The organism is Bacillus sp. LQ01, assembly GCF_057624735.1.
Window position 1 is genome coordinate 389,819 of record NZ_JBYEZL010000003.1, and the last position, 13,895, is coordinate 403,713.

At 38.6% G+C, this 13,895-nt stretch carries 15 protein-coding genes; all 15 read right to left on the reverse strand.

Annotation, left to right across the window (positions count from 1 at the left end):
* Positions 1 to 76: 76 nt before the first annotated feature.
* Positions 77 to 355, reverse strand: a complete 279-nt coding sequence (locus AC22L0_RS22630; RefSeq protein WP_000197472.1) for a DUF3935 domain-containing protein — start codon at positions 353 to 355, stop codon at positions 77 to 79.
* A 79-nt stretch (positions 356 to 434) separates the two neighbouring features.
* Positions 435 to 566: a hypothetical protein gene (locus AC22L0_RS22635; RefSeq protein WP_001037636.1), complete on the reverse strand. Its 132-nt coding sequence runs from the start codon at positions 564 to 566 to the stop codon at positions 435 to 437.
* 19 nt (positions 567 to 585) lie between these two features.
* Positions 586 to 1,134 (reverse strand): manganese efflux pump MntP, encoded by a 549-nt coding sequence (locus AC22L0_RS22640; RefSeq protein WP_000142463.1) that lies wholly within the window; start codon positions 1,132 to 1,134, stop codon positions 586 to 588.
* 77 nt (positions 1,135 to 1,211) lie between these two features.
* Positions 1,212 to 2,252, reverse strand: coding sequence for an L-threonylcarbamoyladenylate synthase (locus AC22L0_RS22645; RefSeq protein ID WP_016111025.1), 1,041 nt, complete (start codon positions 2,250 to 2,252; stop codon positions 1,212 to 1,214).
* Positions 2,253 to 2,360: 108 nt separating this feature from the next.
* Positions 2,361 to 2,819, reverse strand: a complete 459-nt coding sequence (locus tag AC22L0_RS22650) for a GNAT family N-acetyltransferase (protein WP_000758437.1) — start codon at positions 2,817 to 2,819, stop codon at positions 2,361 to 2,363.
* Positions 2,820 to 2,868: 49 nt separating this feature from the next.
* Positions 2,869 to 3,732 (reverse strand): stage II sporulation protein R, encoded by an 864-nt coding sequence (spoIIR, locus tag AC22L0_RS22655; RefSeq protein ID WP_000745063.1) that lies wholly within the window; start codon positions 3,730 to 3,732, stop codon positions 2,869 to 2,871.
* Positions 3,733 to 3,844: 112 nt separating this feature from the next.
* Complete coding sequence (gene prmC / locus AC22L0_RS22660) at positions 3,845 to 4,696, reverse strand: peptide chain release factor N(5)-glutamine methyltransferase (RefSeq protein WP_001267056.1); 852 nt, start codon at positions 4,694 to 4,696, stop codon at positions 3,845 to 3,847.
* Positions 4,696 to 5,763, reverse strand: a complete 1,068-nt coding sequence (gene prfA, locus AC22L0_RS22665) for a peptide chain release factor 1 (protein WP_000887064.1) — start codon at positions 5,761 to 5,763, stop codon at positions 4,696 to 4,698. The genes prmC and prfA overlap by 1 nt, the downstream gene beginning before the upstream one ends.
* Before the next feature lie 515 nt (positions 5,764 to 6,278).
* Positions 6,279 to 6,866 (reverse strand): thymidine kinase, encoded by a 588-nt coding sequence (locus tag AC22L0_RS22670; RefSeq protein WP_000280859.1) that lies wholly within the window; start codon positions 6,864 to 6,866, stop codon positions 6,279 to 6,281.
* Between the two features lie 108 nt (positions 6,867 to 6,974).
* The gene (locus AC22L0_RS22675; RefSeq protein WP_000643433.1) at positions 6,975 to 7,220 is read right to left on the reverse strand and encodes a type B 50S ribosomal protein L31; all 246 of its coding nucleotides are present in this window, start codon (positions 7,218 to 7,220) and stop codon (positions 6,975 to 6,977) included.
* Positions 7,221 to 7,868: 648 nt separating this feature from the next.
* Positions 7,869 to 9,140: a transcription termination factor Rho gene (rho, locus tag AC22L0_RS22680; RefSeq protein WP_001053903.1), complete on the reverse strand. Its 1,272-nt coding sequence runs from the start codon at positions 9,138 to 9,140 to the stop codon at positions 7,869 to 7,871.
* 516 nt (positions 9,141 to 9,656) lie between these two features.
* Positions 9,657 to 10,622 (reverse strand): class II fructose-bisphosphatase, encoded by a 966-nt coding sequence (gene glpX, locus AC22L0_RS22685; protein ID WP_000442340.1) that lies wholly within the window; start codon positions 10,620 to 10,622, stop codon positions 9,657 to 9,659.
* Positions 10,623 to 10,738: 116 nt separating this feature from the next.
* Complete coding sequence (gene murA, locus AC22L0_RS22690) at positions 10,739 to 12,028, reverse strand: UDP-N-acetylglucosamine 1-carboxyvinyltransferase (RefSeq protein ID WP_000413254.1); 1,290 nt, start codon at positions 12,026 to 12,028, stop codon at positions 10,739 to 10,741.
* Between the two features lie 332 nt (positions 12,029 to 12,360).
* Complete coding sequence (locus AC22L0_RS22695) at positions 12,361 to 13,218, reverse strand: class II fructose-bisphosphate aldolase (protein ID WP_001131855.1); 858 nt, start codon at positions 13,216 to 13,218, stop codon at positions 12,361 to 12,363.
* Between the two features lie 210 nt (positions 13,219 to 13,428).
* Complete coding sequence (gene spo0F / locus AC22L0_RS22700) at positions 13,429 to 13,797, reverse strand: sporulation initiation phosphotransferase Spo0F (RefSeq protein WP_000398594.1); 369 nt, start codon at positions 13,795 to 13,797, stop codon at positions 13,429 to 13,431.
* Positions 13,798 to 13,895: the final 98 nt, after the last annotated feature.

Consider the following 13,895-nt stretch of genomic DNA (forward strand, 5'->3'; position numbering starts at 1 on the left):
ATATTTAAAAGCAAGGCGGCTAGATTCCTCCCATCACTCAAATATAAAATCCCCTGCTTTTTAGCAGGGGATTTTATCATTGTAATTCTTCCTTCTTTTCCTCTAAAGTAGGCATTTTCTCTTTTTTCGGCTTCCCTAGCTTAATTACGAAGAAGTATAGGGAAAGCAATGTAATAAGAAAAACAATTAAAAACGGGTACGGAGAGTAAAAGGCACGCGCCGCCTCAGTCTTTCCCGCAACAAATTTCAATGACTCAATATCTAAAAACTCAGCAAACATTTGTACACCGAGCATACTAAACCAAAAAACAAAAAAACTAATAATAATACCAAAAACTTGCTTCAATCTCGTCATTCATCTCATCCTTTCTATATCTGTAATTTTTAGCGCAATAAATATAGTACAAACAAAATATTCACAGAAAGGAACTATCTCACCATTCACGAATTAACTTAATCCAACCTAACATCGAAATTTGCAAAATAATACCCCAAATTATAAGTCTTCTTAGCCATCGAGGATAGAAGGTTAAAAATTTAACATACCATTCCAATAGCTTGTTCATAATTCCCTCCTACATAAAATTATATAGGAAAAAGGATATATAATCCAAACCCAACTAAAATGATACCACCTACTATCTCACCATATGTACCGAGCATATCTTTCGCATGTCTCCCAATTAATAAACCCATCCACGCTAATAACATGCTAACAAATCCAAAAAGTAAAATCGTAATAATTGTTTGTGCTCCATAAATACCAAGACTAAGTCCTACTGAGAAACTATCTATACTGACGCCAAATGCAAATACGAATAAACTAATTCCAATAGGGGCTGTTCTAGTCTCTTCATTTTGTAAAATGCTCGAATATACGATATAAAACCCTAGTCCGATTAATAAAATAGCACCCGCAAAATGTGCGATATCTCCATACTTCTCTGATAAAAAACGACCTAGTACCATTCCTATAAACGGCATAATAATATGAAATATCCCTATCGTCATACCAATATACAGGATTTGTCTTAACTTTAGGGGTATCATCCCCATACCAAGACTCACCGAGAACGCATCCATCCCTAAGGCGAATGCCATAATTATTAAAGGTATTAGCTGTTCAAACGTCATTCATGCCCCTCCTTGGACGTGCTACTTCACAATATGCTTATCCAAGGAGAAATATTCTGTTTGCTAATCTTACCTTATCATTCAATAATAATATGATGTCCTGCCGCTTTTGTTAAACGATTCATAATTGCATTCCCTATTCCTTCATTAGGGAATGACTCACTAAAAATAACATCCACTTCACTTGCATCAAATGTTCTAAGTACATCATATAATTTAGTCGCAACACTAGCTAAGTCACTTCTAACACCACAAGATAATATAACATCTGCACTATATACATGCTGATACTCTTCTGTCGTTAATACGCCTACTTTAAATCCTTCTTCCTTTTTCTCATCCACAAGATGCTGAATAAACTCACGTGAGCCCTCAACAATACTAAGTGGTGCTTTCGGGGCATAATGTGTGTATTTCATTCCAGGCGATTTCGGTTTTTCCTTCTCATCCTTTAAAGCTGGATCTAAAGAAACAGTACCTATCACCGCTTCTAATTGTTCTTTCGTAATCCCACCTGGACGTAATATTGTTGGAACCGCGCTTGTACAATCAATTACAGTTGATTCAACGCCTACTCCAGTTGCACCACCATCAACAATACCTGCAATCTTCCCATTCAAATCTTCATATACGTGAGAAGCTAATGTTGGACTTGGACGCCCTGAACGATTCGCACTTGGTGCCGCAACAGGTACATTCGCCTCTTCAATAAGAGCAAGTGCAATTGGATGATCAGGCATTCTTACTCCAACCGTATTAAGTCCTGCCGTCACCTTCTCTGAAATCCCTTCTTTTCTCGGCAAAATAATTGTTAATGGTCCTGGCCAAAAATGCGCCATTAACTTCTCTGCAACTGGTGGAATTTCTTTCACAATCCCATCTAACTGAGATTTTGTACCTATATGGACAATGAGTGGATTATCACTCGGTCTTCCTTTCGCTTGGAAAATTTTCGCGATTGCTTCATCATCCATCGCATTTGCACCTAACCCATATACTGTTTCCGTAGGGAAAGCCACCGCCTCATTTTCTCTTAATAATTTTGCTGCTTCTTGTAACTGTGGATAATATTTTTTTCTTTCCACAACATTATCCACAACCCACATGTTTGTATGCATTTTTTTCCACGTCCTTTTCTACCCTTAAATACTTGTATATTTTTAGTTTACTATGAGATTTATCCAAAAGACAAACAAGGTTTATCCACAAAATGTGGATAAACCTAATTAATCCGTGGATAACTTTGTGAATAGCTGACAATTTAGTATTATTGCATTCTGCTCTTTTATATTTTTACAAAAATGTTCTAGTTGTTGAATTCCCTCTGGAACCTCATCCTTTTCTATAGTAAAAAAGTCAAAAAACTGAAAGATCGGTACAGATTGTGGATGATTTGTTAGTAAGTACAATTGTTGAACACTTTTTTCTTTCATATACTGCAAAAACATTTCAAAAAAATATAAGAAAGTCTGTTTATCCACATGAGGTGTGAATAAACAAGAACGAATAAGCACATCTTCCCCACTTTGTTCATAACCAATTACAGCTCGTATTTCTTCTGCCTCTTCCAAAATCATAAATTGTGCGTACAACTCATTTATTTTATCATCTTTTTTATTAGCTTGTCCGAAAAAAGAATGTAATCTTTCCACATCTGCTTTCGTAGCAAAATACACTTTCTTCATAATAAATCCCTCCTCATTTTTATATATGAAGAGGGATTTATTAATAGTACTATTTAGAGAATAAAGATGTAAAAGCTTCTACAATAAACAATTTAACTTCTGGCTTTTCTTCTTCCTCTTCTACTTTTACATACTCATTTTGTTTTTCTTGTTTTTTCTCCACAGGTTTCTCCACTTTTTCCACAGTTTTTATTTCTTCTTTACTTACAGGCTGCTCTTCGACTTTTGTTTCATTTTTTACTACTTTCTTTTCAGAAGCTGTTACTTTTTTTACTACTTCCTGCTTTACAGCTTTCGTTTCTTTTACCTTATCTACTTTCTTCTCTTCTTTATCTATTACTTCCTCATCTAGTTGTTTCACCTGCTCCTCTTCAGGAGATTCCGCCTTTACAACGTGCTCTTCTTTTCTTACAGCTGTCCCACTCGAAAAATCTAAGAAACACATTGGTGGAAATAATACACACCACCAGTTCGCCCCTTCACCTTCTCCAATTGTGATTAATACTGCTTCATATTCTCCTGCTGGATAAATAAAATTCCCGTATACCTTTGTAGGAAACTTTACATTCTTACTAAATTTCACTTGAAATGAATCTTTACTTCCTTCTCTTTTTAACGTATTTTCCACCGTTTTCTCGATTTCTGGAATATGACTTTGAATTACTTTGCGTGCCTCTTCAAATGAAGTTAAATCCGCTACCCATCCATCAATTTGTGCTTTTACTTCATCACGCACTTTACGCTTTAATGCCTGGTCTTTATCTGAATCACTATTTGCTAAAATTCTTAATCGAACGGCCTCTTTCGGAATAACTGAAGGCCCTTTCGCATCAGCTTTCATATATCCAAACTGCACAAGTAACTGTGCACCAATTAATAGTATAAGAAGATAAGCAATAACTTGTTTTTTCATTTCCTCCACCGTCCCTTCTACAAACAGTGTGGACAGACTTTCATCTTTCTAAACTATTAAATTCAAAATCTATATGAATTTTTCCACAAAAAAATAGAGTAAGGTGTGAACCTTACTCCATCTCTGCAAATACCATACGATCTTTTCCGTTAATATCGAAAACAACCTCAACATGAGCATGTGGAAAAGCTTGTTGTAACAATCTTTTTACATCCCCACCTTGTCCTACTCCAATTTCAAACGCCACAATCGCTTTCTTCTGCAACACATTCGGCAATTCTTCCATAAAACGGCGATAGAAATCTAATCCGTCTTCACCACCAACAAGTGCTCTCTTCGGCTCATGCTCTTTCACAACAGGAGAAAGACCACGCCAATCCTCTTCCGGTATATATGGAGGATTTGAAACAACAACATCTAGCTTTTGACCCGTTTTATGAAATGGTGACAATAAATCACCGTGATAGAACGTTACTTCTGCACCTAAAGCTTTTGCATTTTCTTTTGCAACTTCAATCGACTCTTGTGCAATATCTACTGTATACACATGAAGATTTTCATTTTCTAAAGCAAGCGTAATAGAAATCGCTCCACTACCTGTACCTATATCTGCTACATGTAGTTTCTCATCACCAAAATGGCGCTCGATTCTTTCTAATACTCCCACTATAAGCTCTTCTGTTTCCGGTCTTGGTATTAATACTTCTTCATTCACAAAGAAAGACCGTCCATAAAACATTTCATAACCAATCATATATTGAATAGGAATACCTTCTACATGCTTGTGGATAAACTCCGTAAAGCTTTTCTCTTGATCCTCAGTTATTTCTTCACGCATATTCATAAGTAATCCTGTTCTGTTCACCTTTAATACATGACAAAGGACAATTTCTCCCGCATTTTCATCTCGTCCATTTTCCTGTAAAAAAGAAGAAGCCCATTTCAGGGCTTCATAGACACGCATTACTCAGCTGCCTCCATCTTTTGAGCCTGATCTTCCATCACTAAGGCATTGATGAAATCATCTAACTTACCTTGTAAGATTTGATCTAGCTTTTGAATCGTTAAACCGATTCGATGGTCTGTAACACGGTTTTGCGGGAAGTTATACGTACGAATACGCTCTGAACGATCTCCCGTACCAACAGCTTGTTTACGGTTTTGATCATACTCAGCTTGCGCTTCTTGTCTAAACTTATCATAAACACGTGCGCGTAATACTTTCATCGCTTTTTCTTTATTCTTGATCTGTGATTTCTCATCCTGACAAGATACAACTACACCAGTCGGTAAATGCGTTAAACGCACCGCTGACATCGTTGTATTAACGCTCTGTCCACCAGGTCCACTAGAAGCGAATGTATCAACACGAACATCTTTCTCGTGAATATCAATTTCTACTTCTTCTGCCTCTGGTAATACAGCTACAGTTGCTGTAGATGTATGAATACGTCCACCAGATTCCGTTTCAGGAACACGTTGTACACGGTGAGCACCATTCTCGAATTTCAGCTTCGCGAAAGCACCTTTACCATTAATCATAAAGATAATCTCTTTATATCCACCTAACTCTGTATAGCTAGCCTCAATAATCTCCGTTTTCCAGCCCTGTACCTCAGCGTAACGGCTATACATACGGTATAAGTCACCAGCAAATAAAGCTGCCTCGTCTCCACCAGCAGCTCCACGAACCTCAACGATAACGTTCTTATCATCATTAGGGTCTTTTGGAACAAGTAAAATTTTCAGACGCTCTGATAATGTTTTATCTTGTGATTCTAACTCAGAAACTTCTTCTTTTACCATTTCACGCATTTCTGCGTCTAACTTATCTTCTAACATTGCTTTCGCATCTTTTAATTGCTCACGAACATCCTTATACTCACGATACACCTCTACCGTTTCCTGTATATCAGACTGTTCCTTTGAATATTCACGAAGCTTATTTGAATCACTAATAATCGCTGGATCACTTAACAATTCATTTAACTTCTCATAACGATTTTCTACAGCTTGCAAACGATCTAACACATCATTCACCTCTACATCCTAGTATCTAATACAAATAGTATATGGTACTTACTCAAAAAAACGCAAATTATATTTAAAAGTGGCGGTGGCTCTTTCAGCTCTGACCAGCTAAGGTTCTTTCGACCTAAAGGTGCTTTTTACCTTTTGGGCGAAAGGTTTTTAGATGCGAAGAGCTAGCCACCAGAACTAGATATATTTAAAAGCGGTAGCGGCTCTTTCAGAATCGCAGGCCACTTTCAACTCTCGATCTTGAAGCGCTCTTTGCTTCGAGCGAGAGAGTGAAATGGCCGGAGATTCTAGCCGCTGGAGCTAGATAATATATTTAAAAGTGGCGGTGGCTCTTTCAGCTCTGACCAGCTAAGGTTCTTTCGACCTAAAGGTGCTTTTTACCTTTTGGGCGGAAGGTTCTTAGATGCGAAGAGCTAGCCACCAGAACTAGATATATTTAAAAGCGGTAGCGGCTCACACCGCTCATTCTCTCTATTTTGAAAAAAACCCGCCTTGCGCAGCGAGTTTTACTTATCTTTGTTTGCAGGTACTGCATGACAATGACGACAACGCGGTTCATACGATTCTGAAGCTCCAACTAAAATAATTGGATCATCAAATGCCGCTGGTTCTCCATCAATTAATCGTTGTGTACGACTTGCTGGAGATCCACATACAGAACATACTGCTTGTAGTTTTGTCACATGTTCAGCAATCGCCATCAGCTGAGGAACTTGTCCAAATGGTAGACCACGGAAATCTTGGTCTAAACCAGCTACAATGACACGATAGCCACGATTTGCCAATACTTGCACCACTTCCACAATGTCCCCATCAAAAAATTGCACCTCATCGATTGCAATAACATCCAGCTCTTCTGTAATATGTTCAAATATATCCTTTGAAGCTGAAACAGGAACTGCTTTTACCTTTAATCCGTTATGTGATACTACATCTTCTTCACTATATCGATTATCAATACATGGTTTAAATACAATTGCATGTTGTTTTGCAAATTGCGTACGGCGCACACGGCGGATTAGCTCTTCTGACTTGCCAGAAAACATACTACCGCAAATCACTTCAATCCAGCCATTTTGATTTATTAAGTACATGAAGCTCTCCTTTCATCTACTTTTCAGTTAAAAGTAGGGTAAAGGTATAATATTTTCGCAAAAAAAACAGACAAGCGAATACATACACTTGCCTGTTTTATGTTTTTATTACTTAAGACCGTATTTCTTATTGAAGCGGTCAACGCGTCCGTCTGCAGTAGCAAACTTCTGACGTCCAGTGTAGAATGGGTGAGAATCAGAACTGATCTCAACTTTTAGTAATGGATAAGTGTTACCATCTTCCCACTCAACAGTTTCGTTAGATCCTTTAGTAGATCCGCTTAAGAATTTGAAGCCTGTGTTTGTGTCCATGAATACAACTTTCTTGTAATCTGGGTGAATTCCTGCTTTCATTCTTTTCATCTCCTTCCGCCCTGAATCATTTTCGAAACAGAGTTTTTCATCTTCAGCTGCATACACAACTATATTGATGAAACACATATGATGAAATTATAACAAGGCTAACTTCATTTTGCAACTACCTGTTTTTGTCTTTTTAATTTTAAAAGCGCAAGCGGCTCGTTCAGAATGGGAGGGGGATGGAGCTTCTGACGTAGAGGCGCTTTTTGCCTCGTAGGAAGACGCGAAGCCACCGACCATTCTAGCCGCTGGAGCTGGATATTATCTTAAAGTGGAGACGGCTCGTTCAAAATCGCAGGCTATTTGGAGCTCTCGACCCTGAAGCGCTTTTTGCTTCATGCGAGAGAGCAAAATGACCGGAGATTTTAGCCGCTGGAGCTCGATATCACCTTAAAGCGCACTCGGCTCGTTCAGAATGGGAGGGGGGATGGAGCTTCTGACGTAGAGGTGCTTTTTACCTCGTAGGAAGACGCGAAGCCACCGACCATTCTAGCCGCTGGAGCTGGATATTATCTTAAAGTGGAGACGGCTCGTTTAGCTCTGACTGGCTAAGGTTCTCTCACTTATTTCTCTCTTTAATATCACCTAAACAGCATAAAAAACTCGCTTACTATAAAATAAGCGAGTCCTGATTTTTTCCCTTTACTTAGTTGTTACATACCTTTTTGAGTCTGCAACAATGTTTTGTAAAAACTCTTCATTTGTCTTCGTTTGACGAAGCTTACGTAAGAAACTTTCAACGAAGTCTGGTGTATCACGCATTGTTTTACGAATGCCCCATAACTTGTCTAAATGTTCTTTTGGAATTAATAGATCTTCTTTACGTGTACCAGAACGACGAATATCGATCGCCGGGAAGATACGACGTTCAGCTAATGAACGATCTAAGTGAAGTTCCATATTTCCAGTTCCTTTAAATTCCTCGTAAATAACATCGTCCATACGTGATCCTGTATCAACAAGGGCTGTTGCTAAAATTGTTAAGCTACCGCCTTCTTCAATATTACGCGCAGCTCCAAAGAAACGCTTCGGTCTATGGAAGGCAGCTGGATCGATACCACCTGATAATGTTCTACCACTTGGTGGAATAACGAGGTTGTAAGCTCGAGCTAAACGGGTAATACTATCCATTAAAATGATAACATCTTTCTTGTGCTCTACAAGACGCATCGCACGTTCTAACACAAGCTCAGCTACTTTAATATGATTTTCTGGCACTTCATCAAAAGTAGAACTTACAACATCTCCTTTAACAGAACGTTCAATGTCTGTTACTTCCTCTGGACGCTCATCAATTAAAAGTACAATTAATTCTGCTTCCGGATGATTTGTTGTAACACTATGCGCGATTTCTTTTAATAGACTTGTTTTACCAGCCTTTGGAGGCGCAACAATTAAACCACGTTGTCCAAATCCAACTGGTGCGATTAAATCCATGATGCGTGTCGGTAACTTTTTAGGTTCCGTTTCCAATTTCATTTGGCGATCTGGGTATAATGGTGTTAATGCAGGGAAATGCACACGCTCTTTTGCTGAATCTGGATCATCTCCGTTTACAGCTTCAACTTGTAATAACCCAAAATAGCGTTCATTTTCTTTCGGAGGTCGTACTTTACCAGAAACCTTATCTCCATTACGTAAATCGAAACGACGAATTTGCGAAGCTGAGATATAAATATCTTCTGAGCTTGGAGAATAGTTGATAGGACGTAGGAATCCAAATCCTTCTGATTGAATAATTTCTAATACGCCTTCCATGAAAAAGAAACCTTCTTTTTCTGCTCGAGCTTTCAAAATAGAAAAAATTAACTCTTTTTTCGTTAATTTGCTATAATACGAAATCTTAAATTCTTTCGCAAGCTCGTATAACTCTTTTAATTTCATGTTTTCTAATGCTGCAATTGACAAATTCATTCAGACACCACACTTTAACGTTATTCTCTTTTTTCATGGGTAAAGGGAAAAAATACGGAAGGCAAATAATTAATAATGAAAGGCAATAAGTTCAAGTAGGGTAATATTCACTATTGTAACCCTTTTATCTAGTTTTAATCAATACGTTGGAACACAAATACAAGAAGCGAAGACAAGAAAATTTGTCTTCGCTTCTTATTTAATTTAGTTCCAGCTCCGATAGTTAGAAAAGTCGACCATTTTAACCTTTCTGAGCGAGCCGCTTGCACTTTTTATTTAATCCAGCTCCGGTGTCTAGAAGGGTCAGTCATTTCACCCCTTCCTGCGAGGCACAAAACGCCTCTTCGTCAGGAGTTCCAATGTCTTCCCCTTCTGAGCAAGCCACCTCCGCTTTTTACTTAATCCAGCTTCAGCAGCTAGAATGGTCGGTGGCTTCACTTCTTCCTACGAGGCAAAAAGCGCCTCTACGTCAGAAGCTCCATCCCCCTCCCATTCTGAACGAGCTGCTTACGCTTTTTATTTAATAACCAAGTTTGGTTTTTTATTCAAGCTATGACGTCCATCCACGAAGCGAACTGTGCCTGATTTTGCGCGCATAACAAGGGATTGCGTTGTTCCTACGCTACCTTTAAATTGAACACCGCGTAATAGTTCTCCATCTGTTACGCCTGTTGCTGCAAAGATTGCATCGTCACCTTTTACTAAGTCCTCCATGCGAAGGATACGATTAATGTCTTCTATGCCCATTTTTTTACAACGTGCTAATTCAGCTTCGTTTTGTGGCAATAGTTTTCCGTGAATTTCTCCACCTAAACATTTTAAAGCAACTGCTGCTAATACACCTTCAGGTGCTCCACCAGATCCAAATAAAATATCTACACCTGTACGATCAAACGCTGTATTAATCGCTCCAGCTACATCTCCATCATTAATCAATTTAATGCGCGCACCAGCTTTACGAATTTCTTCGATAATTTCTTGATGACGTGGACGATTTAAAACTGTCGCTACAACATCTTCAATATCTTTATTTTTCGCTTTCGCAACTGCACGTAAGTTATCAATAATAGGCGCATCAATGTCGACCGCCCCAACTGCTTCTGGGCCAACCGCGATTTTATCCATGTACATGTCAGGGGCATGTAACAAATTACCGTGGTCTGCAATTGCAATAACAGCAAGAGCGTTCCAGCCACCAGCTGCTACGATGTTTGTCCCTTCTAAAGGATCAACCGCAACGTCTACACGTGGTCCATATCCTGTACCTAATTTCTCTCCGATATATAGCATTGGTGCTTCATCCATCTCACCTTCACCAATTACAACTGTACCCTTCATCGGAATTGTATCAAATACATCACGCATAGCTGATGTTGCTGCACCGTCTGCCTCATCCTTTTTCCCGCGCCCCATCCAACGCGCTGATGATAAAGCTGCAGCCTCTGTTACACGTACTAACTCCATAGATAAACTTCTCTCCACGATAATCCCTCTCCTTTAAGTCTTTATATTTCTGCCGTATTTTGTGAACCGTGTTTTTCTATAAAGTGTACTTCCGCAAGTAGTGATGCTTCGCTTCCCCCTTGCGGAAGTATCACTTATGCGTTCTTCATTTCTTCAATTTCTTGCTTTGTCATTTGTTCTCGCCAAATGTTTGCTCCAAGCCCTTTAAGCTTGTCCACTATATTCTCATAACCTCGATCAATATGCTCAAGTCCTGTTACTTCTGTAATTCCATCTGCCATTAATCCTGCAATAACAAGTGCCGCTCCTGCTCGTAAATCACTCGCCTTCACTTTTGCACCTTGCAATAATACAGGACCAGTTACAATTGCCGAACGACCCTCTACTTTAATTTGAGCATTCATACGACGTAATTCATCAATGTGTTTGAAACGGGCACCGTAAATTGTATCTGTTACAACTCCCGTCCCGTGCGCCTTTGTTAAAAGCGTCGTAAACGGCTGTTGTAAATCCGTTGGAAAACCTGGATATACAAGCGTTTTGATATCAACTACTTTTAACTTTCTATTACCGTTCACCGTAATTTGATCATCGTTCGTTTCAACTTGAACACCAGCTTCTCTTAGCTTTGCAGTAACTGATTCTAAATGCTGAGGAATAACGTTATCAACCGTTACTTCTCCTCCTGATGCAGCTCCTAGAATCATATACGTACCAGCTTCAATACGATCTGGGATGATAGTATGGTGACAACCATGTAAAGAGTCAACACCATCTATTCGGATTACATCAGTACCAGCACCTTTAATACGGGCTCCCATGCTTGTTAACAATGTAGCTACATCAATGATCTCAGGCTCTTTCGCTGCATTTTCAATAACAGTTCTACCTTTTGCTCGTACAGCTGCTAGCATAATATTAATTGTAGCTCCTACACTAACAACATCTAAATAAATACGTGCCCCGCGTAGCTCATCTGCTCTTAAATAGATGGCACCTTGTTCATTCGTAACATGTGCACCTAGCGCTTCAAACCCTTTAATATGCTGATCAATCGGCCTCGGGCCTAAATGACATCCACCCGGAAGCCCAATAACAGCTTTTTTAAAACGGCCAAGCATTGCACCCATTAAATAATAAGAAGCGCGCAATTTTTTCACTTTTCCATTTGGCAAAGGCATTGCAACCATGTTAGAAGGATCGACTACCATTTCTTCCTCCTGTCCATAAGTTACTTTCCCTCCAATTTCCTCTAGTAAGTCTCCTAACATTTTCACGTCCGAAATATTAGGGACACCACCAATAGTTACTGGAGTATCTGCTAAAATTGTCGCTGGAATTAATGCAACGGCACTGTTCTTTGCACCACTTACTCGAATTGTTCCATTTAAAGCTCTTCCGCCTTCAATTAGCAATTTTTCCATATTGAGCTCCCTTCTTGTGAATGTATTTACTTTCTATCTTTTTATAGAAAGCTCCCCTTAAGAATCTCAATTACTCTTTCCATCCCAAAACTCAATAAATAGGAAACCATTATCTTCATTTCTCCTGTAGCACGAATAGATAAAGATCAACTATTCATCGAATTCACTTTATCAATTTAGATACGTTATCACATTTATTAATAGGACTATGCACATTATTTTCTATTTAAAAACCAAAAATGATAAAATCTTTAGACTTGTTCACGCTTTCATTATACAACGAAAGGAAACCGTCTAAAAGACTAGACGGTTTCCAAAACGGAATTTTATTCTTACGCTTTACCGTTAGAACCGAATTCGCGAATTTTACCAATAACAGTTGCTTTGATAGCGTCGCGGCCAGGTCCGATAAATTTACGAGGATCGTAAACTTCTTGGTCTTTGTTTAATACTTCACGAACAGCTTTTGTAAACTCGATTTGGTTCTCAGTGTTTACGTTGATTTTTGAAGTACCTAAAGAGATAGCTTTTTCGATATCAGCAGTTGGGATACCAGTACCACCATGTAATACTAAAGGTACGCCAGTGAAGTCACGAACTTGTTCCATTTCAGCGAATCCTAAGTTAGGCTCACCTTTGTAAGGACCGTGTACAGAACCTAAAGCTGGAGCTAGGCAATCGATACCTGTTGCTTCAACAAGGTGCTTACACTCTGCTGGGTCAGCGTAAATTACGCCTTCAGCGATTACGTCATCTTCTTGTCCGCCAACTGTTCCAAGCTCAGCTTCAACAGATACGTTACGAGCGTGTGCGTATTCTACTACTTGTTTAGTAGTTTCAACGTTTTCTTCGAATGGGTGGTGAGAAGCGTCGATCATTACAGATGTGAAACCTGCATCGATTGCTTCTTTACATTTTTCGAAGCTTGAACCATGATCAAGGTGAATCGCTACAGGAACAGTGATGTTCATTTCTTCGATTAAAGCTTTAACCATAGCTACAACTGTTTTGAAACCAGTCATATGACGAGCTGCACCCTCAGATACACCTAGGATTACAGGAGATTTTTCTTCTTCCGCAGCAGCTAAGATAGCTTGAGTCCACTCTAAGTTGTTCATGTTGAATTGACCAACTGCGTATTTTCCTTCTAGTGCTTTGTTTAGCATTTCTTTCATAGAAACTAAAGGCATGGTGAATCCTCCTAAAAAACGTTTTTTGTATCCGATAAGTTCTTATCGCTGGTAGTATGACCAGAATAAGGTAAAATATGTATATCTACATACCGGACTTTTTTCTACACTCAATAGGATAACAACTTGTACTCAAAAACTCAACCGTATTCACCTGCACAATAGTCCATGTAAACGCTTTTTTCCATATTTTTTATAAAAAATTCATTTTTACGCCTCTACAGCGAGCTCATTTCTCACAGCTTGACGAATTTCATCAATATCAAATGGTTTAGCAAAATGCATTAAAGCACCTAAATCTTTTGCTTCTTGGATCATATCAAGCTCTCCATAAGCAGTCATTAAAATTACTTTAATACTCTCATCAATTTCTTTTACATGCTTTAAAATCTCTATACCATCCATGCCTGGAATTTTCATATCTAACACTACTAAATCTGGATTATCTTTTTTCACGATATCTAAAGCTTGAAATCCATTTGCTGCTTGGAATGTCTGATAACCTTCTTTTTGGAACACTTCATGTAATAGCACACGAATCCCATATTGATCATCAACGATTAAAATTTTACCTTCCATAATTCCCAACCTTTCTGTGTAAGTACAAGATTTAAAGCTTCTTATATCTTAACGATTTATTTTCGCTATTCTTTGGCAAATTCCTTCCTATTCTTTCT